At 59.8% G+C, this 24,328-nt stretch carries 25 protein-coding genes; 15 read left to right on the top strand and 10 right to left on the bottom strand.

All coding sequences use genetic code 11. The features are described 5' to 3' along the window. Window positions 1-15 precede the first annotated feature (15 nt). Window positions 16-273: a hypothetical protein gene (locus SERRSCBI_RS12420; RefSeq protein WP_004930590.1), complete on the top strand. Its 258-nt coding sequence runs from the start codon at window positions 16-18 to the stop codon at window positions 271-273. A 146-nt stretch (window positions 274-419) separates the two neighbouring features. On the opposite strand, the gene sapF is transcribed toward SERRSCBI_RS12420, so the two are convergent. From sapF to sapA, 5 genes are read right to left on the bottom strand one after another with little or no spacing between them, the layout of a single operon-like run. Further along, a complete protein-coding gene (gene sapF, locus SERRSCBI_RS12415; protein ID WP_016927550.1) occupies window positions 420-1,232 on the bottom strand; it encodes a putrescine export ABC transporter ATP-binding protein SapF in 813 nt (270 codons plus the stop codon). Window position 1,233: 1 nt separating this feature from the next. After that, entirely contained in the window at window positions 1,234-2,226 is a 993-nt protein-coding gene (gene sapD / locus SERRSCBI_RS12410) for a putrescine export ABC transporter ATP-binding protein SapD (protein WP_016927551.1), read from the bottom strand. After that, complete coding sequence (sapC, locus tag SERRSCBI_RS12405) at window positions 2,226-3,116, bottom strand: putrescine export ABC transporter permease SapC (protein WP_004930580.1); 891 nt, start codon at window positions 3,114-3,116, stop codon at window positions 2,226-2,228. The genes sapD and sapC overlap by 1 nt, the downstream gene beginning before the upstream one ends. Then, window positions 3,103-4,068 (bottom strand): putrescine export ABC transporter permease SapB, encoded by a 966-nt coding sequence (gene sapB, locus SERRSCBI_RS12400; RefSeq protein WP_004930575.1) that lies wholly within the window; start codon window positions 4,066-4,068, stop codon window positions 3,103-3,105. Before sapB ends, sapC begins: the two co-directional genes overlap by 14 nt. Beyond that, complete coding sequence (sapA, locus tag SERRSCBI_RS12395; protein WP_033643238.1) at window positions 4,065-5,714, bottom strand: ABC transporter substrate-binding protein SapA; 1,650 nt, start codon at window positions 5,712-5,714, stop codon at window positions 4,065-4,067. The genes sapB and sapA overlap by 4 nt, the downstream gene beginning before the upstream one ends. Before the next feature lie 204 nt (window positions 5,715-5,918). On the opposite strand from sapA, the gene folE2 reads away from it, so the two are divergent. The 3 genes from folE2 to zigA are packed head-to-tail and all read left to right on the top strand — an operon-like array spanning window position 5,919 to window position 8,593. After that, a complete protein-coding gene (gene folE2 / locus SERRSCBI_RS12390; protein ID WP_042784648.1) occupies window positions 5,919-6,845 on the top strand; it encodes a GTP cyclohydrolase FolE2 in 927 nt (308 codons plus the stop codon). Next, on the top strand, window positions 6,835-7,395 hold the full coding sequence (locus tag SERRSCBI_RS12385) for a carbonate dehydratase (protein ID WP_042784647.1): 561 nt from the start codon (window positions 6,835-6,837) through the stop codon (window positions 7,393-7,395). The genes folE2 and SERRSCBI_RS12385 overlap by 11 nt, the downstream gene beginning before the upstream one ends. A 10-nt stretch (window positions 7,396-7,405) precedes the next feature. Beyond that, window positions 7,406-8,593 carry a zinc metallochaperone GTPase ZigA gene (gene zigA, locus SERRSCBI_RS12380; protein ID WP_033650275.1) on the top strand — a complete coding sequence of 396 codons (1,188 nt, stop codon included), beginning with the start codon at window positions 7,406-7,408 and terminating at the stop codon, window positions 8,591-8,593. A 47-nt stretch (window positions 8,594-8,640) separates the two neighbouring features. On the opposite strand, the gene SERRSCBI_RS24545 is transcribed toward zigA, so the two are convergent. Then, window positions 8,641-8,889 carry a hypothetical protein gene (locus SERRSCBI_RS24545; RefSeq protein ID WP_198036319.1) on the bottom strand — a complete coding sequence of 83 codons (249 nt, stop codon included), beginning with the start codon at window positions 8,887-8,889 and terminating at the stop codon, window positions 8,641-8,643. 89 nt (window positions 8,890-8,978) lie between these two features. On the opposite strand from SERRSCBI_RS24545, the gene SERRSCBI_RS12375 reads away from it, so the two are divergent. Continuing rightward, on the top strand, window positions 8,979-9,938 hold the full coding sequence (locus tag SERRSCBI_RS12375) for an SDR family NAD(P)-dependent oxidoreductase (protein ID WP_084587962.1): 960 nt from the start codon (window positions 8,979-8,981) through the stop codon (window positions 9,936-9,938). A 110-nt stretch (window positions 9,939-10,048) separates the two neighbouring features. Here SERRSCBI_RS12375 and pspF read toward each other — a convergent pair whose 3' ends face one another. After that, window positions 10,049-11,056, bottom strand: coding sequence for a phage shock protein operon transcriptional activator (gene pspF, locus SERRSCBI_RS12370; RefSeq protein ID WP_042784644.1), 1,008 nt, complete (start codon window positions 11,054-11,056; stop codon window positions 10,049-10,051). 184 nt (window positions 11,057-11,240) lie between these two features. Between pspF and pspA the strand changes: the two genes are divergently transcribed. The 4 genes from pspA (at window position 11,241) to pspD (ending at window position 12,916) form a co-directional block, all read left to right on the top strand. Then, entirely contained in the window at window positions 11,241-11,906 is a 666-nt protein-coding gene (pspA, locus tag SERRSCBI_RS12365) for a phage shock protein PspA (protein ID WP_004930555.1), read from the top strand. Window positions 11,907-11,969: 63 nt separating this feature from the next. After that, entirely contained in the window at window positions 11,970-12,197 is a 228-nt protein-coding gene (pspB, locus tag SERRSCBI_RS12360; RefSeq protein WP_004930553.1) for an envelope stress response membrane protein PspB, read from the top strand. After that, the gene (gene pspC / locus SERRSCBI_RS12355; RefSeq protein ID WP_033643233.1) at window positions 12,197-12,556 is read left to right on the top strand and encodes an envelope stress response membrane protein PspC; all 360 of its coding nucleotides are present in this window, start codon (window positions 12,197-12,199) and stop codon (window positions 12,554-12,556) included. Before pspB ends, pspC begins: the two co-directional genes overlap by 1 nt. 96 nt (window positions 12,557-12,652) lie before the next feature. After that, window positions 12,653-12,916 (top strand): phage shock protein PspD, encoded by a 264-nt coding sequence (gene pspD, locus SERRSCBI_RS12350; protein ID WP_071883554.1) that lies wholly within the window; start codon window positions 12,653-12,655, stop codon window positions 12,914-12,916. A gap of 20 nt (window positions 12,917-12,936) precedes the next feature. Here pspD and SERRSCBI_RS12345 read toward each other — a convergent pair whose 3' ends face one another. Then, window positions 12,937-14,784, bottom strand: coding sequence for a hypothetical protein (locus SERRSCBI_RS12345; protein ID WP_042784643.1), 1,848 nt, complete (start codon window positions 14,782-14,784; stop codon window positions 12,937-12,939). Between the two features lie 307 nt (window positions 14,785-15,091). On the opposite strand from SERRSCBI_RS12345, the gene SERRSCBI_RS12340 reads away from it, so the two are divergent. The 3 genes from SERRSCBI_RS12340 to tyrR all read left to right on the top strand — a co-directional run bounded on the left by SERRSCBI_RS12340 (window position 15,092) and on the right by tyrR (window position 19,432). Beyond that, window positions 15,092-16,489 carry a YcjX family protein gene (locus tag SERRSCBI_RS12340; RefSeq protein ID WP_042784642.1) on the top strand — a complete coding sequence of 466 codons (1,398 nt, stop codon included), beginning with the start codon at window positions 15,092-15,094 and terminating at the stop codon, window positions 16,487-16,489. Next, complete coding sequence (locus SERRSCBI_RS12335; RefSeq protein ID WP_042784641.1) at window positions 16,486-17,547, top strand: YcjF family protein; 1,062 nt, start codon at window positions 16,486-16,488, stop codon at window positions 17,545-17,547. The genes SERRSCBI_RS12340 and SERRSCBI_RS12335 overlap by 4 nt, the downstream gene beginning before the upstream one ends. A 313-nt stretch (window positions 17,548-17,860) precedes the next feature. Continuing rightward, window positions 17,861-19,432, top strand: coding sequence for a transcriptional regulator TyrR (tyrR, locus tag SERRSCBI_RS12330; protein WP_033643230.1), 1,572 nt, complete (start codon window positions 17,861-17,863; stop codon window positions 19,430-19,432). Between the two features lie 56 nt (window positions 19,433-19,488). On the opposite strand, the gene tpx is transcribed toward tyrR, so the two are convergent. After that, window positions 19,489-19,992, bottom strand: coding sequence for a thiol peroxidase (gene tpx / locus SERRSCBI_RS12325; protein ID WP_004930536.1), 504 nt, complete (start codon window positions 19,990-19,992; stop codon window positions 19,489-19,491). Between the two features lie 225 nt (window positions 19,993-20,217). On the opposite strand from tpx, the gene ycjG reads away from it, so the two are divergent. Beyond that, window positions 20,218-21,192, top strand: a complete 975-nt coding sequence (ycjG, locus tag SERRSCBI_RS12320; RefSeq protein WP_033643229.1) for an L-Ala-D/L-Glu epimerase — start codon at window positions 20,218-20,220, stop codon at window positions 21,190-21,192. Window positions 21,193-21,195: 3 nt separating this feature from the next. On the opposite strand, the gene mpaA is transcribed toward ycjG, so the two are convergent. Beyond that, window positions 21,196-21,903 (bottom strand): murein tripeptide amidase MpaA, encoded by a 708-nt coding sequence (gene mpaA, locus SERRSCBI_RS12315; RefSeq protein ID WP_033643228.1) that lies wholly within the window; start codon window positions 21,901-21,903, stop codon window positions 21,196-21,198. A gap of 206 nt (window positions 21,904-22,109) precedes the next feature. Between mpaA and SERRSCBI_RS12310 the strand changes: the two genes are divergently transcribed. Together SERRSCBI_RS12310 and SERRSCBI_RS12305 are read left to right on the top strand one after the other, a co-directional pair. Beyond that, a complete protein-coding gene (locus SERRSCBI_RS12310) occupies window positions 22,110-22,460 on the top strand; it encodes a hypothetical protein (RefSeq protein ID WP_015378006.1) in 351 nt (116 codons plus the stop codon). A 158-nt stretch (window positions 22,461-22,618) separates the two neighbouring features. Then, window positions 22,619-24,253: an ABC transporter substrate-binding protein gene (locus SERRSCBI_RS12305; RefSeq protein WP_042784640.1), complete on the top strand. Its 1,635-nt coding sequence runs from the start codon at window positions 22,619-22,621 to the stop codon at window positions 24,251-24,253. Window positions 24,254-24,328 lie beyond the last annotated feature (75 nt).

Here is a 24,328-nt window from a genome sequence, read left to right as displayed (position 1 = left end):
GGTCAATCCTTAATCATGATCAACAGCCGCCGCTGCGCGCGGCAGCGTCGGCTGGACAAAGAGGCAACATGCCCGCAGGCGGGGCGAAAGGCGGTTTTAGCGCAGCTCATCACAGCAGAGGGCGTGGCCGTAAACAGAAAAACCGGCTGCCAGCGTGAGCAGAAACTGCGTAAGGCGGCGATGGCGAATGCTGTTCATCAGTGCGATATCCTGTCGTATGAGAAGTGCAACGTAGGGGATATCCTCACCGATCGCCCTGGCGAGATAAAATAATGTTACGGACTAATCAATAACTGAAAGGAATAAAATATAAGGATATATAACAAGAATGTAATTTGCATGTGCGCTTTCTTGCTAAGCGGCAGGCGCGCAAGGCGAATAAAAAACCCGCCGCAGCGGGTTTGAGGTGAAGGCGTGACTCAGAAGCGGCCGCCGTCGCGCCGCCAGGCATCGGCGGTCAGCGCTTCGCCGAAGTGGCTGGCGATAAGGCGCTTGGTCAATTCGTGCAGCGGCGCCGCCAACACCTCCGCGGTGCTGCCGCGTTCGACGATTTCCCCTTCGTGCATCACCAGCACCTGGTCGCTGATATGTTTCATCATGCCGAGGTGCTGGGTGACATAAATATAGGAAATGCCGTGTTTTTCCTGCAGCTCCAGCATCAGATTGATGATTTGCGAGCGCATCGACATGTCCAGCGAGGCCAGCGCCTCATCGGCGACGATCACCTTCGGTTGCAGGATCAGCGCGCGGGCCAGCGCGACGCGCTGTTTTTGCCCGGAGGCCAGCATGTGCGGATAGTAGTAGGCGTGATCCGGCAGCATGCCGACCTGGCGCAGCGTTTGGTTGATACGCTGCTCGCGTTCGGCGGGCTCAAGATCGGTGTTCAGCCGCAGCGGCGCATCCAGCAGCTGGCCGATGCGCTGGCGCGGGTTGAGCGAGGTGCTCGGATCCTGAAAAATCATGCGAATACGCTGGCTGCGGTAACGATAATCGCCGAACGCCAGCGGATGATCGTCGATCAGCAGCTCGCCGGCGGTGGGTTCCACCATGCCGGAGAGCATCTTCGCCAGCGTGGATTTGCCGGAGCCGTTCTCGCCGATCACCGCCAGCGTCTGGCCTTCGCGCAGGGTAAAGCTGACCGATTTCACCGCCTCGACGTGCTGGCGGCGAAACAGCCCGGTGCGGTAGCGGTAGGTTTTGCTCAGGTTGCGCACTTCCAACAGCGTTTCCATGTTATTGCTCCTCCATGTTCAGCGGGAAGTGGCAGGCGAAGAAGTGGTTTTTGACCGGGCGCAGGCGCGGCGTTTCGATGCACTTCTTCTGCGCGTAAGGGCAGCGCGGCCCCAGGCGACAGCCGATCGGCAGGTGTTCCAGCGAAGGAATGGCGCCCGGCAGCGTATTCAACCGGCTTTTGTGCGGCAGCGAGCGGCCGAAGTCCGGCATGGCGCGGATCAGCGCCTGGGTGTAAGGGTGGTGCGGCGCCGCCAGCAACTCTTCGCACTGGGCGCTCTCCACCGTTTGCCCGCAGTACAGCACGTTCACTCGATCGGCCCACTTGCTCATCATCTGCAGGTCGTGGCTGATCAGCAGAATGGTGGTGTTGTTGTTCTGGTTGAGGCGCGCCAACAGACGGAAAATCTGCGCCTGCGTGGTCGGTTCCATGGCGTTGGTCGGCTCATCGGCGATCAGCAGGCGCGGTTGGTTGGCCAGCGCGATGGCGATCATCACTTTCTGGCACTCGCCTTCCGTCAGCTCGTACGGGAAGCTGCCCATGATGTCGTCATGATCCTTGATGCCGACGCGGTGCAGCAATTCGATGGCGCGGCGTTTGCGCCAGTTGAAGCGCTGCCACCAGTGGCCCTTATAGGTCCAGCCCGGGATGGCCTGCGCAAGCTGACGGCCGATGCTCTCGGAAGGGTCGAGACAGGACTGCGGCTCCTGGAAGATCATTGAGACGTTGTGGCCCACCAGCTTGCGCCGCTCGCGCGGGCTCAGCTGCAGCAGATCGATGTCGTCGAAACGAAAGCGATCGGCGGTAACGCGCCAGTTGTCTTTGGTTACGCCGCAGATGGCCTTGGCGATCAGGCTCTTGCCGGAGCCCGATTCGCCCACCAGCCCGCGCACTTCGCCCTCGGTCAGCGTCATGCTGACGCGATCGACCGCCTTGACCGGCCCTTCGGCGGTCATAAATTCAATCGTCAAATTGCGGATATCGAGTAACGGCATTATTCCACCCCGGCATTGATTGCGCGGCGCATACCGTCGCCTAACAGGTTAACCAGCAGCACGCTGACGAGAATGGCCGCGCCGGGCAGCATCACCGTCCAGGGCGCGACGTACACCAGCTCGAGCGAATCGCCGAGCATCGCTCCCCATTCCGGCGAAGGCAACTGCGCGCCGAGATCGAGGAAGCCGAGCGCGGCGATATCCAAAATGGCCATCGACAGCGCGCGGGTGAACTCGGTCACCAGCACCGCCGCGATGTTCGGCATGACCGCGTACCACAGGATCTGCAGCGTGGAAGCGCCGTCAAGCCGGGCCGCCACCACGTACTCTTTCTCCAGTTCGTCGTGCACCGCGCTGTAGATGGTGCGCACCATGCGCGGCAACAAGGCGAGCCACACCGCCAGCATGGCGTGTTCAAGTTTGGGGCCGATAAACGCCACCACCACGATCGCCAGCAGCAGCGACGGAATCGACAGCAGGGTATCGAGGATGTGGTTGAGCACCGCCGAGCGTAGCCCGTGGGTGACGCCGGCGAACACGCCGAGGATCACGCCGCAGAACGCCGCGGCCAGCGTCACCGCCAGCGCGGAACCGAAGGTGGCGGCGGTGCCGGTCAACAGGCGGCTGAGGATGTCGCGCCCGAGATCGTCGGTGCCGAGGAAGAACGACACGTTGCCGTAGCGCGACCAGGACGGCGGCAGCAGCTGATAGCCGAGGAACTGCTGATCCAGCGCGTAGGGCGCCAGCAGGCTGCCGAACAGCGACAGCAGCAACAGGGCGATCACGCCGTAAAAACCGATCATCGCCAGCGCGTCGCCGTAGAAAATCCGCCAGGTGTAGCGCAGCGGGCTCGGCATCTTTTTCTCGCGGTATACGTTATCGAAGGGCATACCATTCCTTATGTTTCAGCGGGTTGGTTGCCGCACCCAGAATGTCGGCCAGAACGTTAATGGTGATCACCAGCGTGCCGACCACCATCACGCCGGCGGAGATCGCCGCATAGTCCTGTTGGCGAATGGCGTTGATCAGCCACCGGCCGAGGCCCGGCCAGCTGAAGACCACTTCGGTGATCATCGCCAGCGTGAGCATGGTGGAGAACTGCAGCCCCAGTTTGGGCACGATCGGCGGCAGGGCGTTGTGCAACACGTGGCGACGAATGATGGTGAAGCGCGACAGGCCGCGGGTGGCGGCGGCCTTGATGTAGTTTTGGCTCAGCACGTCGTCGGTGCTGATGCGCATCAGCCGCACCACTTCGGTGGTGGGCGCCACCGCCAGCGCGGCGATCGGCAGGATCATGTGACGCAGGGCGCTGCCGATCATCTCGGCGCGATACGGCGAGTCCGACAACCAGGCGTCGATCAGCGCGAAACCGGTGATGGGTTTCACCTGATACAGCAGATCGAAACGGCCGGAAACCGGCAACCAGCCGAGATGCAGCGAGAAGAACAGCATCAGCAGCAGCGCCAGCCAGAACACCGGCATCGAAAAGCCCAGCAGCGCGAAGGTGCTGATGGCGGTGTCCTGCCACTTGCCGCGCAGCACGCCGGCGATGATGCCCAGCGGAATGCCGATAAACAGCGCCAGGGCGAAGGCCAGCAGGCACAGTTCCATGGTGGCCGGGAACACTTCGCGCAGCTGTTCGCTGATCGCCTGGCCGTTGATGCTGGAGACGCCGAAGTCCCAGTGCAGCAGGCTGACGAAGTAGAATTGATAGGCGTCCAGCAGGGCGGCGCCGTTCAGCGGCGCGCGCGGCGTGAAATAGCTCAGGCTGAAGCTGACCAGCGTCAGGAAGAACAGCGTGATAAGCAGCAGCAGAATGCGGCGCAGGGTAAAGATAATCACTTTTTCACCTCCGGCGCGGATTCACGGTACACCCCGGCGAACGAGGCGTTGCCGAACGGGCTCAGCACCAATCCCTTGATGTCGTAACGATAGGCCTGCAGGCGCAGGGAAGACGCCAGCGGCAGCACCGGCAATTGCTGCTCGAGGATTTTCTGCGCCTTGCGGTAGTTGTCGATGCGCTGAGACAGCTGCTGCGACAGCAGCGCGTTCTGCAGCACTTCGTCGAAGCTCGGGTCACACCAGTGAGCATAGTTGGTTTGCGAACGGATTGCCGCGCAGCTCAGCAGCGGCCGGAAGAAGCTGTCCGGATCGTTGCTGTCGGTGGCCCAGCCGGTCAGGGTCAGATCGTGGTTCATCTCCATCAGGCGCGCTTCCTGGAAGCGACCCTCCACCGGCACGATGGTGACGTTGATGCCCACCTGGCCGAGGTCGGCCTGGATCAGCTCGGCGGTTTTCAGCGGGCTCGGGTTGTAAGACTGGGAGGCGGTCGGCACCCACAGCTTCAGGTTCAGCTGGCCGACGCCGGCCTGCCGTAGCATCTCGCGAGATTTGGCCGGATCGTACTCGGTGACGTGCGCGTCGTTGTCATAGGCCCAGGAGGCGCGCGGCAAGATCGAGGCGGCGGTTTCCGCCGTGCCGTAATAGATCGACTGCATCAACCGCTGGTTGTTGATCGCCAGCGAGATCGCCTGGCGCACATTGAGGTTGTCGAGCGGCGGTTTGCGGGTGTTGAACGCCAGATAGGCGATGTTCATCCCCGGACGCAGCGTCAGGCGCAGGCGCGGATCGTCGCGCAGGATAGACAGCTGGCTGGCCGCCGGATAAGCCAGCACGTCGCATTCGCCGGTCAGCAGTTTGGAGAGGCGGCCGGTACCGCCGGCGCCCAGATCGATCACCACCTGCGGCATGCGCGGCAGCCCTTTCCAGTAGGCGGCGTTGCGCGCCAGGCGAATATATTGCCCCGAGCGGTATTCGTTGAGCAGGAACGGGCCGCTGCCGACCGGCTCGCGGTCGATCAGCTCCTGATGGCCCTCACGCGTCAGCAGATCGGCGTACTCGGCGGACAGCACCGGCGCGTAGTGGGTCGCCAGATGCCACAGGAACGAGGCGTCCGGCGACTGCAGGCGAATCTCCACCGTATAGTCGTCGAGCTTTCTCACGCTCTGCACCGAATCGCCGAACTGCAGGCTGTCGAAATAGGGGTATTCGCCGCCGTTGACGTCATGATACGGGTGTTTCTGATCGAATACGCGGGCGAAGCTGAATACCACGTCGTCGGCGTTCATCTTGCGGGTGGGCGTGAACCAGGCAGTAGTCTGAAACGGCACGTCCTTGCGCAGATGGAAGCGGTAGGTGGCGCCATTGTCCAGCACCTCCCAGCTTTGCGCCAGCTCGGGGATCAGGCGATAGGTGTAGGGGTCGACGTCCAACAGGCGATCGTACAGCTGGGCGGCCAGGGTATCCACCGTCAGGCCGCTGCTGGCCATTTGCGGGTTGAAGGTATTCAGTATGCCGCTGACGCAATAAACAAAGCCGCTCTGGCGAATGTCCGGCAGCGGCGCCGCGCTGGGCGCGGGTGGTGTTGTCGCGGCCAGGGCAGAGCCCGTCAGGCACAACGACAGTATCCAAAAGGGTAAACCACGCATAGAGGCTCATGGGTTAATCAGCAATAGCGTTAGTGTATCGCACTCTGACCAGCAGCCCAATCCATTGAGCAAAATCGCTGAGTTTTCTGCGACTTGATTAATTAGCCCGTTCAGCGGCAAGAAAAAAGTTTTTCATGTTATGTTATAATATAACAAAACCGTGTTACCGTTCCCCGGCAAAGTCACAATAACGCAAGGGGATGTATGAACGAAGTTGCACTTCCACCACGCCGTTCGCTGCCGGATGCTCAGGCATGGCGCGGCGAAATGAGTGATGTCGGGCTCGATTGGGTCGGGATGCAAGGGATCGCGCTGCCGCTGGAGCTGGCCGGCAAGCCATTGATGGCGAAGGTCGACGCCGGTATCAACCTGCGCGCCGAAGCGGCGGGCGAGCGCGGCATTCACATGTCGCGGCTGTATCTGGCGCTGGACGAGTTGACGCAGGGCGAGCTGACGCCGCAGCGCATTGGCCGAACGCTGCAGGCCTTTTTGGCTTCGCAGCCGGAACACAGCGATCGCGCCAGCTTGTCGATCAGTGGCGAGCTGTTGCTGTCACGCCCGGCGCTGCTGTCGCCGCAGCGCGGCTGGAAAGCATATCCGCTGCGCATCGAGGCCACCCTGACGGATACGCTGACGCTGGCGCTGACCGTCGGCGTGCCTTATTCCTCCACCTGCCCGAGTTCGGCGGCGCTCAGCCGTCAGTTGGCGCAGCAACAGTTCCAGTTTGATTTTGAACAGGCGGCGGAGCGGGTCAGCCAACGGCAGGTGAGCGAGTGGCTGCTGGAGCAAGGGATGCCGGCCACCCCCCACAGCCAGCGTAGCTGGGCCTGGATCACCGTGACGCCCGAGAATGAACGGGCGTTTGAGCCGGTGAAACTGATTGATCGCATCGAACACGCGCTGGGCACGCCGGTGCAAACGCTGGTGAAACGCAGCGACGAACAGGCCTTCGCATTGGCCAACGGTCAGAATCTGATGTTTTGCGAGGACGCGGCGCGCCGTCTGTATCGCATGCTGCGCAGCCAGTGCGACTACCGCGCTTTTTCGCTGCGCGTCGAGCATCAGGAGAGCCTGCATGCCCACAATGCGGTGGCGGAGCTGAGCTGGCGGGGAGAACACCATGCTGCGTAAAAATCCCAGCGGCCATCTGCCGCAGGTCTCGCCGCTGGCCTACATCGATCCCACCGCCATTATTTGCGGCCGGGTGATCGTCGAAGACTTAGTTTACGTCGGCCCTTATGCGGTAATTCGCGCCGATGAGTTGAACGCCATCGGCGACATGGAGCCGATCGTCATCGGCTCGCACTCCAATATTCAGGACGGCGTGGTGATCCATTCCAAGAGCGGGGCGGCGGTGACTATTGGCCGTTACAGCTCGATCGCCCACCGCGCCATCGTGCACGGCCCGTGCCGCATCGACGATCGGGTGTTTATCGGCTTCAACAGCGTGCTGTTCAACTGCCACGTTCAGTCCGGCTGCGTGGTGCGCTACAACGCGGTCGTGGACGGCGTGACGCTGCCGGAAAACCGCTATATCCCCTCGACCGAGCGCGTGGGGCCGGACAGCGACCTGTCGCGCTATCGCCAGGTCGATCGCGGCGCGCTGCAGTTTTCGGAAGAAGTGGCCGCCACCAACGTCGAGCTGGTGCGCGGTTACCAGGCATTACGCAATGAATTTTAATGAGGTCCCCATGAAACAACTTCCCGTGACCGTGCTTTCCGGCTTTCTCGGTGCCGGCAAGACTACGGTGCTGAACCACATCCTGAACAACCGGCAGGGCATGCGCGTGGCGGTGATCGTCAACGACATGAGCGAGGTGAATATCGACGCTGCGCTGGTGGAGAATGAAGTGCGCCTCGATCGCCAGCAGGAGAAGCTGGTGGAGATGAGCAACGGCTGCATCTGCTGCACGCTGCGCGAAGACCTGCTGGTGTCGGTGCGCGAGCTGGCGCAGGACGGGCGCTTCGATTATCTGTTGATCGAATCGAGCGGCATCTCCGAACCGCTGCCGGTGGCGGAAACCTTTACCTTTGAGGATGAACAAGGGGAAAGCCTGTCGCAGTTCGCCCGGCTGGATACGCTGGTGACGGTGGTCGACGGGGTGAATTTCATCCGGCAATACCAGCAGGCGCAAAGCCTGCAGGAGGCCGGTCAAAGTCTCGGCGAGGACGATCTGCGCAGCGTGGCGGATCTGTTGATTGAACAGATCGAATTCTGCGACGTGATCCTGGTCAGCAAGACCGATCTGTTGACGCCAACGCAGCAGGGCGAAGTGATGGCGCTGCTGGCCAGCCTGAATCCCGACGCCCGCATTGTGCCGATCGCGCCGGGCAAACTGCCGCTGGAGGCGGTGCTGAATACCGGCAGCTTCAGCTTTGAAAAGGCGCAGCAGGCACCCGGCTGGCTGAAAGAGCTGCGCGGCGAACACGTGCCGGAGACGGAAAGCTACGGCATCAGCAGCTTTGTCTATCAGGCGCGGCGGCCGTTTGCGCCGGACAAGTTCTACCGCGTGATCAACGGCGACTGGGGCGGCGGCAAGCTGCTGCGTTCGAAAGGCTTCTTCTGGCTGGCGACGCGGCCGCGGCAGGCCGGGCAGTGGAGCCAGGCCGGCGGCATCGCCCATTACGGCCTGGCGGGCACCTTTTGGCGCGCGATCCCGCAAGACAATTGGCCGCAAGATCCGCAAACGCGGGCGCATATACAGGAGAAATGGGTGGAGCCGTTCGGCGACATGCGCCAGGAGCTGGTGTTTATCGGCCAGCACTTGCAACAGGCGGCGATCGTGCGTCTGCTGGACGACTGCCTGCTGAGCGACGACGAAATGGCCGCCGGCGTGGACTATTGGCTGGAGATGGCAGACCCGTTCCCTGAGTGGTAATTGCGCAATCTTCGTGTGGTAATGAGAAAAATTCTCAACAAAGTGCTTTACAGACGATACTGATAACTATTATCATCGCCTGGCAGTTCACGGAAGGCCACAGTTTGCGGCTCTGATGTGGAAGGCACGACATTGCTCACATTGCTTCCAGTGTTTTTTAAGCCAGCTCGGGTGCTGGCTTTTTTTTTGTCCTGTTTCAGACCGGAAACCTCGCCTGGCGAGCCGCCATGCCCCACTTTCTTCTTTTTTGCCGTGTAACCTGGACGATCTCGACAGAAGTTCGGGGTTTCATGCATTCACAGTCCCGTGATGGAATTTCATACTCCTTCTCATCGACGCGCCGGCTGCGTTTGGCCGGCCACTGTTAACCGTGAGGAGAATGCCTGTGATTACCCAACAAACCCCCATCAAGTCAGGATTCGGGCCCAAAACGACCGCCGGCGAGGTGCTCGCGGGCCAGGATCTGTCAGGCACGCTGGCCATCGTCACCGGTGGCCATTCAGGCCTCGGTCTGGAGACGACGCTGGCGCTGGCCGACGCCGGCGCACGGGTTATCGTCGCTTGCCGGGCACCGGCGGCAGCCAAAGCGGTGTTAGGGCAGAGCGCCGGCGTCGAGATCGCCGAACTCGATCTCGCCGATTTGAACAGCGTGCGTCGTTTCGCTGCAGACTTTACCGCATCGAGCCTACGGGCGGATATCGTCATTAACAACGCCGGGGTGATGGCATGCCCGGAGGCGCGGGTGGGGCACGGTTGGGAAAGGCAGTTCGCCACCAACCATCTCGGCCACTATGCGCTGACTAATTTGCTGTGGCCGACCATTGCCGATGGCGGGCGGGTGGTAACCGTCTCCTCCGCCGGGCATCACCATTCGGCGATCCGCTGGGAAGATGTGCAGTTCGAACGCGGTTACGACAAGTGGCTGGCGTATGGTCAGTCGAAGACGGCGAATGCCCTGTTCGCCGTCCGGTTGGATCTTCTGGGCCGCTCGCGGGGGATCCGCGCATTTAGCCTGCATCCGGGGAGCATCGCCACGCCGCTGCAGCGGCACATATCGAGAGCAGAGATGATAGCCCTGGGCTGGATGGACGAAGAGGGCAATCCGGCCGATCCCGATGCCCTTAAAACGCCTCAGCAGGGGGCTGCTACGCAGATCTGGGCCGCCACCTCACCGCAGTTGCAGGGATTGGGGGGCCTCTACTGCGAGGATGGCGATATTGCCGGCATCGCCGTCCACGACAGTCAGGCGCTGGTCGGCGTGAAGGAATACGCGATCGACCCGGAACAGGCGCAGCGTCTGTGGGCGCTTTCGGCATCGCTGACCGGCATTGATGCCTTCGCCTGACCAGGCCGCTAAAAAGCCGGCCTCTCCAGGCGGCCGTTCTCAGGCCACATCTCTCAACCTGGGGCTAATAGCTGACGGCCGGGAAAGACCGGCACCCAATCCCCGCGTTGCTAATCTTCGCCTTGCTCGCCGTTTTGCAGCAGCGCATGCTTTTTCAGCATGCCACGCAACTGGTGGTAAGTGAGCCCCAGCAGCTGCGCCGCCTTGCGCTGGTTGAACCGGCCTTGCTGCAGCGCTGCTTCGATCAGCGCCTTCTCTTGCTCCAACTGCCAGTTTTTCAGCTCGAGCGGCAGCGCCGGCAACGCGCCGGCGCCTTCAGGGGCAGGCGTAAGCGGTGTGGCCTCGCGTGGCGCAAACGGGTTGATGACGATCTCATCCAGCGGGTTGTCGCTGTCGCCGTGACGATAGACCGAACGTTCCACCACGTTTTTCAGTTCGCGCACGTTGCCCGGCCAGCCGTAGTTGAGCAACGTCTGCCTGGCGCGTTCGGTAAAGCCGGGAAACAGCGGCAGCGCCAGCTCGCGGCACATTTGAATGGCGAAGTGCTCGGCCAGCAGCATGATGTCGGGCCGGCGTTGGCGCAGCGGCGGCAGCTGCACCACGTCGAACGCCAGCCGATCCAGCAGATCGGCGCGGAACTTGCCCGCCGCCGCCAGCGCCGGCAGATCGTCGTTGGTGGCGCACACCAGGCGCACATCTACCCGCAGCGGCTGGCTGCCGCCCACGCGTTCCAGTTGGCCGTATTCGATCACCCGCAGCAATTTCTCCTGCACCAGCATTGGCGCGGTCGCCAGCTCATCGAGGAACAGCGTGCCGCCGTCGGCGCGCTCGAAGCGCCCCAGATGGCGTTTCTGCGCACCGGTAAAGGCGCCGGCCTCGTGGCCGAACAGCTCGGAATCCAGCAGGTTTTCATTCAGCGCCGCACAGTTGAGCGAGATGAACGGCCCTTGCCAACGGTTGGAGAGGTAGTGCAGACGATGGGCGATCAGCTCTTTACCGGTGCCGCGCTCGCCGATCACCAGCACCGGTTTGTTCAGCTTTGCCACCTGGGAGACTTGCTCCAATACTTCGACAAAGGCGTTTGCTTCGCCCAACAAATTCTCTGGCTGTTCGTTCATGATGAAATTCGCCAATGTTTGGTGAAAATAATCACTCTACAGCAAGCGCGCAGAGAGTCAAAAATAAAGAGTTGTTGTTTTTCAATGATATAAGAGTTGGCACGGGTTTTGATTATCTCTTTGGGCAAGCTGTACGACTTAACGCGGCGCTTCAGACGCCATCAGAACCAAGAGGAAGTGAATTATGGGTATTTTTTCTCGTTTTGCCGACATCGTGAACGCCAACATCAACACCCTGCTGGACAAGGCGGAAGATCCGCAGAAGCTGGTGCGGTTGATGATCCAAGAGATGGAAGACACGCTGGTTGAAGTCCGTTCTACGTCGGCGCGCGCGCTGGCGGAGAAAAAGCAGTTGCTGCGTCGCATCGAGCAGGGTGAAAGCCAGGTAAGCGACTGGCAGGAAAAAGCCGAGCTGGCACTGCGCAAAGATAAAGAAGACTTGGCCCGCGCGGCGCTGATCGAAAAACAAAAGGTTGCCGACCTGATCGCCACGCTGACGCAGGAAGTGGCGACCGTAGAAGAAACACTGGCGCGCATGAAGAGCGAAATCGGTGAGCTGGAAAACAAGCTGACCGAAACCCGCGCGCGGCAGCAGGCGCTGGCGCTGCGCCATCAGGCCGCATCTTCCTCGCGCGAGGTGCGCCGTCAGCTCGACAGCGGCAAGCTGGATGAGGCGATGGCGCGTTTCGAACAGTTCGAACGTCGCATCGACCATATGGAAGCCGAAGCGGAAAGCATCAGCATCGGTAAAAAGAAGTCGCTGGACCAGGAGTTTGCTGAGCTGAAAGCCGACGACGCTATCAGTGAGCAGCTGGCGGCGCTGAAAGCCAAGATGAACCGCTCCGAGTAAGGCGAACCGCGGCCACACGCCGGAGGTGGCCGCCTATCCAGGATCCGATAAGAAGGAATAACAATGAGTGCTTTATTACTTGCCATTCCGCTGACAATTTTCGTGCTGTTTGTCGCGCCGATTTGGCTTTGGCTGCATTACAGCAATCGGCAACAGACCGGCATCCAGCTGAGTCAGCAAGAAATGCAGCGCCTGGCGCAGCTGGCGGAAGACGCCAAACGCATGCGTGAACGCATTCAGGCGCTGGAAGAGATCCTCGATGCGGAACACCCGAACTGGAGACAGTCCTGATGAGCATGACGCTGGGCAGTAAAAAGCTTTATCGCGTACCCGAAGAAGGCATGGTGAAAGGCGTCTGCGCCGGTCTGGCTCACTATTTCGACGTACCGGTGCGCCTGATCCGCGTGATGGTGGTGCTGTCGCTGTTCTTTGGGCTGTTTTTCTTCACGCTGGTGGCCTATATCGCGCTGGTGTTCGTGTTGGACGAAGCGCCGGCCAGCCGTTTCGAGGGCGAGCATCAGAAGACGCCGCGCCAGTTGCTCGATCAGCTGGAATATGAGCTGGGCAGCGGCGAACAGCAGCTGCGTCAGGTCGAGCGTTATGTGACGTCCGACACCTTCGGCGTTCAGAGCCGCTTCCGCAAGCTGTAACTCTTCTTGCGATATCCGGCCTGTGCAGGCCGGGTATCTCGCCGCCGTCATCCCGTTGAAGGTTATCTTAATCGTCTTGTGCCGGAGGGCATTGTCATGAATAAAATTGATGTCGCGAACGCCACCAGAACGGGTGGATTTAAATCAGGAGCGGCGGCAATGTTGAAGACATTGGCTAAAGTCATCATCATAGCGTTATTGAACTATGGCCCGGCGGGCGCCGCCGGCTGGCTGTTGAAGACCGTCGGCCGCAAACCGGTGCGCTTCGTGCTGGCGCTGGTGCTGGAACCGCTGTTCCGTAAAGGCCTGAACAAGGCATTCGGGCGTTACGTGGCGGGAGAGAAAATGCCGCCCAAGTAGGGCGGCATGATATCGTTCATTCAATTCGCTGCGGTGATTTTTGTCCCCGGGGTTGCCAAATAGACCCAATTCGAACCGTTGCTTATGATTGCCTGTGCCGATGGATTTGCTGCGGTATTGGTGCAAAAAATAGCGGTGCCTTTGCAAACATTCGCAGCAGGAAGTTGAGCAAACGTCATGGAAGATAAGCTCGTGCCGAAACGACTGATGCGACTGGAGGGGCGCCACCCGGTAGTCGTTTTCACCCAGCTATAGATGGCACCTTCTTCGTCACCGGCCACAGCAGTATTGAACCATTCGGAACCAATGGGGCGCATTACGCCGCCGAGCTCTTTGGGGCCGTCGGCGATCCGTACTGCGGTATAGTTGGATTTTCCAGGCAGATATGAACAGCCGTAACTGGTGCTGATGGTCGTGTTGCCTTCAACGTCAACGTCAATGACCGAGCCAGCCCCCGATCGTGAGACATAGTAAAAATCTCCCGAGCAACGCCCGCCGAGGAAACGTAGATTGCTGGTATTGCTTTTCACGCTGCCATACTGGCAGTCGACCAAATCGATACGTGGGTTGGCTCCATCTTCTGTCAGAGCAACGTTGCCGGAAAAGTGGGTGTCCGAAATAGTACTTGGATAAGCAGGGTATCGCCAGGTCAAACTGGCTAGTCGGCAATTGCTGATCATGGCTTTTACACTGGATGAAAAGTCCATATCCTGAAGCCAGCACCCATTCATGAACACATTGAATTTTTTGCCTGATGCTGCGTGAGTAATGTTCCCTCCTCGATTAATATTTGTAGCATATAAAACACCGTATCCAGAGCTATAGACTAAGTGTTTTATCTCTGATGCCTGAACTTCATTGAGGTAAACTTCGCCAGAATTATTCATATATAATAGACAGCTGGCATTGGGATTGTTGCCGATCAATTTTTGAAGCGGGCCGGTTCGATGTTCCATATGTAGGTTTTTAAACCAAAGTCCTATTCCACCATTAACATAGATAGTCGGGCTTATCAAATTGGCTTCCCATTGACAATCTTCGAATCGTAACATGTTGCAGTGGTCATTTTGCATTGTTGATGTTAAATGAATGGGGGCAAGAAGCATCTTATTGAAGTCAGTGATGTCCAGGTAGTTATCATAATCTCCCGACGTTCTGCCGCAGCCTTGAACCTCGACGAATTTGAAGTAACTATCCTGAACCTTATCTAAATAAAGACCGGCTCCCCGACAGTAAAGAATGCTTACATTCTGGGCGTGCACATAGCTTGCGTATTTTATACTCAGTCCGCAAATCGTCTTGTTATTTCCCCTTAGCTGGAAGTTTCTGAAACTGACACCGCTATAGGTTATTTCTCCCTGAGCGGCGTCGATGGTTATAATCCCTGTTATATCAGTCTGTTCTGCCAAATCTTGTCCGTTGTAGACGAGCACGGCACGACCGTTGTAACTGCTTTCACCGTAAAGGGAAATTCCACTGTTGGCTGGAAAGACGACCGGTGTTTTAATATTCCAATAGCCGCTTGGAATCTTTACGGAGCGTTCACCTCTGATCAGTGCAATATTTTGAATCAGGGGGCCATTATCGTCAAGAGTAAGATCACATCCCCCGTCGTATAAAGAAAGCTGGGTTAAGTCATTACGATACCACGCTGCTGGGGATTGATTGACTTTAAGCGTCGAATAGCCACCGTCGTCAATAGCATTTACCGCGTTGGTGTGTCCTGTAAATACACCACCACCTTTACCCTTTCCTTGATAATACTCGGTTAAGATTATGCGTTGACCGTCATATTCTGGTTGGGTGTTTTTAAGTGTTGCCATCGAATTTATAATGGTCAGGTCGCGCTCGAAATTAATTGTGCTCATCGAATTCTCCGGTTAATATTCGTATTGACATAAACGTTTTGATGAAGGGGTTGTATCGTTAGTACGAGTGATTGTGATTATTCCTGTGGGGGTAATACTATCTCGTCTTTGTATAGGGGCGATATTAGGTTGCTCGGCTATGTCTTACACAAAGCGTTGTCGGTTAAGTTGAGAAGGTGGCAATTTTCATCTGTGGCAAATCTCACTCAGCTTGTGGCTATAATAGTGAGCATAGGCCATGTGGTTAGCGAAGTGTTACCGTGTAACTGCATGTTTTAGTGAATAAAAGGATGTGACTCCAGGCAAAATGAAACGACTGCAAAATGAGTTAACCTCGCTGGTCAACCGCGGAATGGATCGCCATCTGCGCCTGGCGGTGACCGGCCTGAGCCGCAGCGGCAAAACCGCCTTTATCACCGCCTTCGTCAATCAACTGCTGCATGTGCACAGCGGCGCGCGCATGCCGCTGTTTTCACCTGTGCGCGAAGAACGCCTGCTGGGCGTCAAGCGCATCCCGCAGCGCGATCTCGGCATCCAGCGTTTCACCTATGACGAAGGGCTGGCGCAGCTGTACGGCACGCCGCCGGCCTGGCCGACGCCGACGCGCGGCGTCAGCGAAATCCGGCTGGCGCTGCGCTACCGCTCCAACGACTCGTTGCTGCGCCATTTCAAAGACACCTCGACGCTGTACCTGGAGATCGTCGATTATCCGGGCGAATGGTTGCTGGATCTGCCGATGCTCGAGCAGGATTACCTGGCCTGGTCGCGGCAGATGACTGGGCTGCTGCAGGGGGAACGCGCCGAATGGGCCAAGCCCTGGCTTGACCTGTGTAAAACCTGCGATCCGCTGGCCCCGGCCGACGAAAATCGCCTGGCGGCGATCGCCCAGGCCTACACCGATTATCTGTTGCGCTGCAAAAGCGAAGGTCTGCACTTCATTCAGCCGGGCCGTTTTGTGCTGCCGGGCGACATGGCCGGCGCGCCGGCGCTGCAGTTTTTCCCGTGGCCCGATGTTGCCGCGGCGGGCGAGTCGAAACTGGCGCAGGCCGACAAACACACCAATATCGGCATGCTGCGCGCTCGGTTCAATTATTACTGCCAGTCGATCGTCAAAAACTTCTATAAAGAGCATTTCGTCCGTTTCGATCGGCAAATCGTGCTGGTTGACTGCCTGCAGCCGCTCAACAGCGGCCCGCAGGCGTTCAACGACATGCGCCTGGCGCTGACCCAACTGATGCAGAGTTTCCATTACGGCAAACGCACGCTGTTTCGCCGCTTGTTCTCGCCGACCATCGACAAACTGATGTTCGCCGCCACCAAGGCGGACCACATCACCGCCGATCAGCACGCCAATCTGGTGTCGTTGCTGCAACAGCTGGTGCAAGAGGCGTGGCAGAACGCGGCGTTCGAAGGCATCAGCATGGATTGCGTCGGCCTGGCCTCGGTGCAGGCGACCGAGAGCGGCATTGTCGATCATCAGGGGCAGCGTATTCCGGCGCTGAAGGGCAATCTCCTCAGCGACGGCGCGCCGCTGACGGTGTTCCCCGGCGAAGTGCCGGCCCGTTTGCCGGGGCCGGCGTTCTGGCAGAGCCAGGGATTTCACTTCGATGAGTTTCGCCCGCGTGCCATGAGCGTGGACAGCCCGTTGCCGCATATCCGTCTGGATGCGGTGATGGAATTTTTACTGGGAGACAAATTGCGATGAGCGAGCCGATCAAACCGCGTATCGATTTTGACGAGCCGTTGCAGCCGCCGCAGGAACCGACGTTGCGCGCCGGCGTCGCTTTCGACGCCGAGCAGGCGGAGAGCTTCTTTCCGGCGGCGCCGGAGCTGCAGCAGGAGGAGGAAGAAGGGCGCGCCGAGGGCATCATCAACGCTGCGCTGAAGCCGAAACGCAGCGTGTGGCGCAAAATGGTCACCGCCGGGCTGGCGCTGTTCGGCGTCAGCGTGGTGGCGCAGGGCGTGCAGTGGGTGCATACCGCCTGGGTGCAGCAGGACTGGATCGCCATGGGTGGCGGCGTGGCCGGCGGCCTGATCGTGTTCGCCGGCGTTGGTTCGGTGGTCACCGAATGGCGGCGTTTGTATCGGCTACGCCAGCGCGCGGAAGAGCGCGACGTGGCGCGCGAGCTGTTGCACAGCCACGGACTGGGGCAAGGGCGCGAATTCTGCGAGAAGCTGGCGCGCCAGGCCGGGCTGGATCAGGGGCATCCGGCGCTGCAGCGTTGGCAGGCCTCGCTGCATGAAACCCAAAATGACCGTGAAGTGGTGGAGCTGTACGCCAAACTGGTGCAGCCGGTGCTCGACAACCAAGCGCGGCGCGAAATCAGCCGCTCCGCCGCCGAATCGACGCTGATGATTACCGTCAGCCCGTTGGCGCTGGTGGATATGGCGTTTATCGCCTGGCGCAACATCCGTTTGATTAACCGCATCGCCGCGCTGTACGGCATTGAACTGGGCTACTTCAGCCGCATTCGTTTGTTCCGGCTGGTGCTGCTCAACATCGCCTTCGCCGGCGCTTCCGAACTGGTGCGCGAAGTGGGCATGGACTGGATGTCGCAGGATCTGGCGGCGCGGCTGTCGGCGCGCGCGGCGCAGGGCATCGGCGCCGGGTTGTTGACCGCGCGGCTGGGCATCAAGGCGATGGAACTGTGTCGCCCGCTGCCGTGGCTGGAAGGGGAAAAACCGAAGCTTGGCGATTTCCGCAGCCAGCTGATCGGCCAATTGAAAGACACGCTGAAAAAGAGCGACGGCAAGGCCAAATAACCCCGCGACGGCGCTCCTGGCAGCGCCGTTATTTCACCGGCGCCAACGCCGGACGTAATCGAGACTTGACGATAGTCGATCACCCTGTGCTTGCGTGATAAATACCTGCAAAATTAAATCTGTTTGTGATAACTCTCTGTTTGTGGGCTAAAATGACGCCGATGCTGTTATTCGCTTGCGTTTAAAATCAGCAACCACGGCAATAAATCAGAGTTCTGTCAACTTTTGCTGACAGATCGCTTCTACCGCCCGGTGCGAGGGAGTATCATCATCGCTAACGATCCCCGCACCTGCAGAGATAAGGCCAACACTGATGCGTTTGGAAGTATTTTGCGAAGACCGCCTCGGTCTCACTCGAGAATTACTCGATCTTTTGGTATCGCGCAGCATTGACTTACGTGGCATCGAGATCGATCCCATCGGCCGCATTTACCTCAATTTCTCCCAGCTGGACTTCGATACTTTCCGCGCGCTGATGGCGGAGATCCGCCGCATCGCCGGCGTGACCGACGTGCGCACCGTCAGCTTTATGCCTTCCGAACGCGAGCATCGCGCGCTGCGTGCGCTGCTGGAGTCGATGCCGGAGCCGGTGTTCTCTATCGACATGAAGGGCAAGGTCGAGCTGGCCAATCCGGCGGCGCTGGCGTTGTTCAGCCTAAACGAAGACAAGATCCGCAACCAGACCGCCGGGGCGTTGATCGGCGGCTATAACTTCAGCCGCTGGCTGGAGAGTGAGCATACGGCGCCGCACTCAGAACGGGTGGTGATCCGCAGCCAGGACTTCCTGATGGACATTACGCCTATCTATCTGGAAGACGAACAGCAACAGCCGGCTGCGGTCGGCGCGGTGGTGATGTTGAAGTCCACCGCGCGCATGGGCCGCCAACTGCAAAATCTGTCGGTGAACGACGATACCGAATTCGATCACATCGTCGCGGTGAGCGCCAAGATGCGTCACGTGCTGGAGCAGGCGCGCAAACTGGCGATGCTCGATGCGCCGCTGCTGATCGTGGGCGATACCGGCACCGGCAAGGATATTCTGGCTCGCGCCTGCCACCTGCGCAGCCCGCGCGGCAAACAGCCGTTCCTGGCGCTGAACTGCGCCGCGCTGCCGGATGACGTGGTGGAGAGCGAGCTGTTCGGCCATGCGCCGGGCGCTTATCCCAACGCGCTGGAAGGTAAAAAGGGCTTCTTCGAGCAGGCCAACGGCGGTTCGGTGCTGCTGGATGAGATTGGCGAAATGTCGCCGCGCATGCAGACCAAACTGTTGCGTTTTCTCAATGACGGCACGTTCCGCCGGGTCGGCGAAGAGCATGAGGTGCACGTCGACGTGCGCGTGATCTGCGCCACCCAGAAGAACCTGACCGAGCTGGTGCAGCGCGGCGAATTCCGCGAAGACCTCTATTATCGCCTCAACGTGCTGACCATCACCATTCCGCCGCTGCGCGAACGTCCGCAGGACATCATGCCGCTGACCGAGCTGTTCGTGGCGCGCTTCGCCGATGAGCAGGGCGTGGCGCGGCCCAAGCTGGCGAACGATCTGGGCAGTTTCCTCAGCAAATACGGCTGGCCGGGCAACGTGCGCCAGCTGAAAAACGCCATCTACCGCGCGCTGACGCAAACCGAAGGCTACGAACTGCGGCCGCAGGATATCGTGTTGCCGGAGTTCGAGGTGGAGATGTCGCTGGGCGACGAGGTGCTGGACGGTTCGCTGGACGACATCAGCAAGCGTTTCGAGCGCTCGGTGCTGACGCGTCTGTATCGCACCTATCCCAGCACCCGCAAGCTGGCGAAGCGGTTGGGCGTTTCCCATACCGCCATCGCCAACAAGCTGCGCGAGTATGGCCTGAGCAGTCGCAAAGGCGGCGCTGAGGGCGAAGAATAAAAAAGGCGCCTTGCGGCGCCTTCCCGTGTATCCAAAGCCGGCGTTCGCCGGCTTTATTATTTCAGCGCTGCCAGCGCCGCGTCGTAATCCGGCTCGGTGGTGATTTCGTTCACCAGCTCGCTGTACAGCACGTTGTCCTGGCCATCCAGCACTACGACCGCACGCGCGGTCAGGCCCGCCAATGGACCTTCGGCGATTTCAACGCCGTACGCCTGTTTGAACTCGGCGCCGCGCAGGGTGGACAGCGTGACCACGTTGCTCAGGCCTTCCGCGCCGCAGAAACGAGACTGGGCGAACGGCAGATCGGCGGAGATGCACAGCACCACGGTGTTATCCAGGCCGCTGGCCAGCTGGTTGAATTTACGCACCGACGTCGCGCAGACGCCGGTATCGATGCTTGGGAAGATGTTCAGGACTTTGCGTTTACCCGCGAAGCTGCTCAGCGCTACGTCTGACAGGTCTTTGGCAACCAGCGAGAAGGCCTTGGCCTGTTCGCCCTGCTGTGGCAGTTTGCCCGCTACGCTGACCGGATTGCCTTGAAAATGTACTGTCTGAGTCATTGCTAGATTCCTTTTACAGGTGTTTATACAAAGGGTATGAACCTGATGAAACGGCGCGCCGGCGACGGCTGTTAACATCAGGTTCACACCCTGACGCCAGTTTATGACAAGCGGGGCGGATTGGATATCAAAGTTTGCTAAATAGTTGTATATATTAGGCTGTTCTATAAAACATCACCGGCGCATCAGCCTGCCTGGATGCGCAGTTTTCGCTCAGGAGCCGTTATGAGAGACATGCGTTTTTACCCGGAAGCCTGGCCGCTGCACACCGCCTTCGTGATCGCGCGCGGCAGCCGCACCGAAGCCCGGGTGGTGGTGGTCGAAATCGAACAGCAGGGCGTGCGCGGCGTCGGCGAATGCACGCCGTATCCGCGCTATGGCGAGAGCGAGGAATCGGTGATGACGCAGCTGGCTGAGATGGCGCCGGCGATCGCGCAGGGCATCACACGCGAGCAGCTACTGATGCAGATGCCGGCGGGCGCGGCCCGCAACGCGCTGGACTCGGCGCTGTGGGATCTGGAGTGTCGTCTGCACGGGCAGAGCCTGTGGCAGCGCAGCGGCGTGACGGCGCCGGCGCAGATCCGCATGGCGCAGACCGTCAGCATCGGTACGCCGGAAGCGATGGCCTTCGCCGCGCGTGAGCTGGAGCGGCAGGGCGCCACGCTGCTGAAGATCAAACTCGACGATCACTATATCAGCGAGCGGCTGGTGGCGATCCGCGCCGCGGTGCCGCAGGCGACGCTGATTGTCGACGCCAATGAATCCTGGCAGGCGGAAGGGCTGGCGGCGCGCTGCCAGCTGTTGGCCGATCTCGGCGTAGCGATGCTGGAGCAGCCGCTGCCGGCCGGTGACGACGCCGCATTGGAACACTTTATTCATCCGCTGCCGATCTGCGCCGATGAGAGCTGCCACACCCGCGCCGATCTGCCGCGGCTGGCGCAACGCTATCAGATGGTCAACATCAAACTGGACAAAACCGGCGGCTTGACCGAGGCGCTGGCGCTGGCGCAGGCCGCGCGCGAACAGGGATTCGCCATCATGCTCGGCTGCATGTTGTGCACGTCGCGGGCGATATCCGCCGCCTTGCCGCTGGCGCCGGCGGCGCGCTTCGTCGATCTGGACGGCCCGACCTGGCTGGCGCGGGACGTCGAACCGGGTCTGGCGTTCGAATGCGGGGCGATCGTCGATCTCGCCCCGTAGGGATTAATTCGGGTAGGTCAGCAGTTCGGTCATGGCGTCGATGTAGCGCTCGCTGGCGGCATCGGCGGAGATCGGCGGGAATTCGGCGGTGATGCACGGCAGCGACAGATCCGCGCACCAACTGCCGAACGAACCGGGCGTTTCATAGCCGACGCTGGTCACCAGCGGCAGCTCGAACTTGTGCGACAGCCAAACGCCGAGCCGCGAGCTGGCGGGATCTTCGATGCAGGCCAGCGGCTCATGGAACGACACCACCCAATGCGGCTTCAGGCGATGGATCAGATGACACAGCGCCTGGGTTTCCGGTTCGGAGCCGGGACGCCCGCCGGTGGAGAGCCTGACGTCGCGCACCGGCGCCGCGCTGTTCCAGCGATAGACGGTGTCCCCGGAGCGCCAGTTGGCGGCCGGGAAGTTGCGGTTCAGATCGACGCCGTTGGCATTGGCGCGCAGCCCCAGCTGACAGCCGTCGGGGTTGACCGCCAGCACCACGTGGTGGCGCAACTGTTCGGGGGCGATGCTGCGCAGCGCGCAGGACAGGGTTACGATGGCGGCGCTCTCATCGCCGTGGGTGCCGGCGATGATCAGCCCGGTTTCCGGGCCGCTGACCGCCGCCGGGAAATAGAGCAGCGGCGCGCCCAGCAGCGAGCTGCCGTAGTTCTCTCCTGCGACGGCCAACTGGCCACGTTCACTGCGCGGTCGATGTTCGGTCATGGTGTTGTCCCTGAGTTAAAGGCCGAGAGTCATTGTCATTTTATTCAGTGTATTACGCTTTGAGACATCTTTCCCATCGCAATTGTGCGGCGTTTGCGCGATCTGTGATGCGGTAGCGGCGAAAACGCCAATTAAACCGCACCTGGCCTGAGGCTGTTGTTATACTAACGGCAGAGCTAAGCCAATCACCCGCAAGAGGATTTAACATGCCAGTAGCCAGAATCATCGCCAGCTATAGCGAAAATGAAAATGACACCATCACGCTGCTGTGCGGCGTAGACGCTGAAAACCAGATCCGTCAGGGGGAATGGTTCGGCGTGGTGAAAAATGACGACGGGCGCGGGGACGAATCGAACTATCCGTTCACCCTGCATATCGATTACCAGAAAGATGCCTTCTATCTCGACTACGGCTACGACGACGCGGATGCGCGTCAGCTGCAAAAAACCGATATCTCGGCCCGTCCGCTGGCTGAGAAAGGCTTTTTCACCGTGTTCGATGAAGAAGAGGGTGAAGAGTTCAGCTACCGCATCAACAGCATCCACCTGTACGACTGACGGTCGCTGCCGTAATCCCACCCGTGCCGCCCTGCGCCGCACGGGTTTTTTATCGCCTGAATCGCACTTTTTGCAACTTCTCGCCCGCGGGCTCTAGGCCGGATGGATCTTGTGCTATATGATAAAAAATTCAGATGGTTAACGGGGGACAAATCATAATGACGGGAAAAAAAATGCAACGGGGTTTTCGTTTGGCGCTCTGCGCGGCGGCGATCGGCGCCTGTATGAGCAGCGCCATGGCGGCGCAGGTTCCCCCGGGCACCGCGCTGGCGGACAAACAGGAAATCGTGCGCCACATTAAAGACGAACCGGCCTCGCTCGATCCGATCAAAGCGGTTGGCTTGCCGGAGGCTCAGCTGGCGCGCGATCTGTTCGAAGGGCTGGTCAATCAGGACGCCAACGGCAAAGTGATCCCCGGCGTCGCCACCCGCTGGCAGACCAGCGACAATCAGACTTATATTTTCCATCTGCGTAAAGACGCGCGTTGGTCAAACGGTGACCCTGTCACGGCAAAAGACTTCGTTTACAGCTGGCAGCGGCTGGTAGAACCGAAAAATCTGTCGCCGTTCGCCTGGTTCGCGCAACTGGCGGGGATCCAGAACGCCGAGCAGATCATCAGCGGCAAACTGCCGGCCGATCGCTTGGGTGTATCGGCGCCGGATGACTACACGCTCAAGGTGCAGTTGGACAAGCCGGTGCCGTACTTCGTCAGCCTGACGGCCAACTTCAGCCTGTTCCCGGTGAACAAGGCGGTGGTGGAAAAATACGGCAATGACTGGACCAAGGTCGGCAATCTGGTGGGCAACGGCGCGTTCAAACTGCAGGAGCGGGTGGTGAACGAGAAGCTGGTGCTGACGCCTAATGACCATTACTGGGATCATGCGCGCACCGTGCTGACCAAAGTGACCTTCGTGCCGATCAACCAGGAATCCAACGCCACCAAGCGTTACCTGGCGGGTGACATCGACATCACCGAATCCTTCCCGAAAAACATGTATCAGAAGCTGCTGAAAGACATCCCGGGGCAGGTGTACACCCCGGATCAGCTCGGCACCTATTATTACGCGTTCAACACTCAGCGTGCGCCGACCAACGACGTGCGGGTGCGTCAGGCCTTGTCCTACGCCATCGATCGCAAGATTATCGCGGAGAAAGTGTTGGGCACCGGTGAAAAACCGGCTTATCACTTCACGCCGGACGTCACCGCCGGGTTCAAACCCGAGGCGAGTTCGCTGCAACAGCAGCCGCAGGCGGAGCTGGACGCACAGGCCAAGGCATTGCTGCAGGCGGCCGGTTACGGCCCGAACAACCCACTGAAGCTGACGCTGCTGTATAACACCTCGGAGAGCCACCAGAAAATCGCCATCGCCGTGGCCTCGATGTGGAAGAAAAAGCTGGGGATTGACGTCAAGTTGCAAAACCAAGAGTGGAAAACCTACATCGACAGCCGCAATACCGGCAATTTCGATGTGATCCGCGCCTCCTGGGTGGGTGACTATAACGAGGCGTCGACCTTCCTGTCGCTGCTGACCTCCACCCACAGCGGCAATATCGCCAAGTTCAAGAACGCGGACTACGACAAGCTGCTGGCGCAGGCGGGGCGGGAAACCAACCCGGCGGCGGTGACTGCCGATTACAACAAGATGGAACAGATCATTGCCGATCAGGCGCCAATCGCGCCGATATACCAATACACCAACGGCCGCCTGATCAAACCGTGGGTAAAAGGCTACCCGATCACCAATCCGGAAGACGTGGCCTATAGCCAAACGATGTATATCATCAAACACTGAGTGGGCTTATTTATCGCCCCCGCGCAATGCGGGGGCGTTATTTTCTCGACGGCGAAACCACGAGGCTAATTAATT

It is taken from the genome of Serratia sp. SCBI (assembly GCF_000747565.1).
GTDB lineage: Bacteria > Pseudomonadota > Gammaproteobacteria > Enterobacterales > Enterobacteriaceae > Serratia > Serratia ureilytica.
The sequence above is the reverse complement of the archived record's forward strand: the minus strand, read 5'-3'. Positions and strand labels throughout refer to the sequence as shown.

Excerpts from the sequence above, each read along its gene's own strand:
- SERRSCBI_RS12420 (WP_004930590.1), top strand. The coding sequence starts at position 16 with ATGATCAACAGCCGCCGCTGCGCGCGGCAGCGTCGGCTGGACAAAGAG.
- sapF (WP_016927550.1), bottom strand. The coding sequence starts at position 1,232 with ATGGAAACGCTGTTGGAAGTGCGCAACCTGAGCAAAACCTACCGCTAC.
- sapD (WP_016927551.1), bottom strand. The coding sequence starts at position 2,226 with ATGCCGTTACTCGATATCCGCAATTTGACGATTGAATTTATGACCGCC.
- sapC (WP_004930580.1), bottom strand. The coding sequence starts at position 3,116 with ATGCCCTTCGATAACGTATACCGCGAGAAAAAGATGCCGAGCCCGCTG.
- sapA (WP_033643238.1), bottom strand. The coding sequence starts at position 5,714 with ATGCGTGGTTTACCCTTTTGGATACTGTCGTTGTGCCTGACGGGCTCT.
- folE2 (WP_042784648.1), top strand. The coding sequence starts at position 5,919 with ATGAACGAAGTTGCACTTCCACCACGCCGTTCGCTGCCGGATGCTCAG.
- SERRSCBI_RS12385 (WP_042784647.1), top strand. The coding sequence starts at position 6,835 with ATGCTGCGTAAAAATCCCAGCGGCCATCTGCCGCAGGTCTCGCCGCTG.
- zigA (WP_033650275.1), top strand. The coding sequence starts at position 7,406 with ATGAAACAACTTCCCGTGACCGTGCTTTCCGGCTTTCTCGGTGCCGGC.
- SERRSCBI_RS24545 (WP_198036319.1), bottom strand. The coding sequence starts at position 8,889 with ATGCATGAAACCCCGAACTTCTGTCGAGATCGTCCAGGTTACACGGCA.
- pspF (WP_042784644.1), bottom strand. The coding sequence starts at position 11,056 with ATGAACGAACAGCCAGAGAATTTGTTGGGCGAAGCAAACGCCTTTGTC.
- pspA (WP_004930555.1), top strand. The coding sequence starts at position 11,241 with ATGGGTATTTTTTCTCGTTTTGCCGACATCGTGAACGCCAACATCAAC.
- pspB (WP_004930553.1), top strand. The coding sequence starts at position 11,970 with ATGAGTGCTTTATTACTTGCCATTCCGCTGACAATTTTCGTGCTGTTT.
- pspC (WP_033643233.1), top strand. The coding sequence starts at position 12,197 with ATGAGCATGACGCTGGGCAGTAAAAAGCTTTATCGCGTACCCGAAGAA.
- pspD (WP_071883554.1), top strand. The coding sequence starts at position 12,653 with ATGAATAAAATTGATGTCGCGAACGCCACCAGAACGGGTGGATTTAAA.
- SERRSCBI_RS12345 (WP_042784643.1), bottom strand. The coding sequence starts at position 14,784 with ATGAGCACAATTAATTTCGAGCGCGACCTGACCATTATAAATTCGATG.
- SERRSCBI_RS12340 (WP_042784642.1), top strand. The coding sequence starts at position 15,092 with ATGAAACGACTGCAAAATGAGTTAACCTCGCTGGTCAACCGCGGAATG.
- SERRSCBI_RS12335 (WP_042784641.1), top strand. The coding sequence starts at position 16,486 with ATGAGCGAGCCGATCAAACCGCGTATCGATTTTGACGAGCCGTTGCAG.
- tyrR (WP_033643230.1), top strand. The coding sequence starts at position 17,861 with ATGCGTTTGGAAGTATTTTGCGAAGACCGCCTCGGTCTCACTCGAGAA.
- tpx (WP_004930536.1), bottom strand. The coding sequence starts at position 19,992 with ATGACTCAGACAGTACATTTTCAAGGCAATCCGGTCAGCGTAGCGGGC.
- ycjG (WP_033643229.1), top strand. The coding sequence starts at position 20,218 with ATGAGAGACATGCGTTTTTACCCGGAAGCCTGGCCGCTGCACACCGCC.
- mpaA (WP_033643228.1), bottom strand. The coding sequence starts at position 21,903 with ATGACCGAACATCGACCGCGCAGTGAACGTGGCCAGTTGGCCGTCGCA.
- SERRSCBI_RS12310 (WP_015378006.1), top strand. The coding sequence starts at position 22,110 with ATGCCAGTAGCCAGAATCATCGCCAGCTATAGCGAAAATGAAAATGAC.
- SERRSCBI_RS12305 (WP_042784640.1), top strand. The coding sequence starts at position 22,619 with ATGACGGGAAAAAAAATGCAACGGGGTTTTCGTTTGGCGCTCTGCGCG.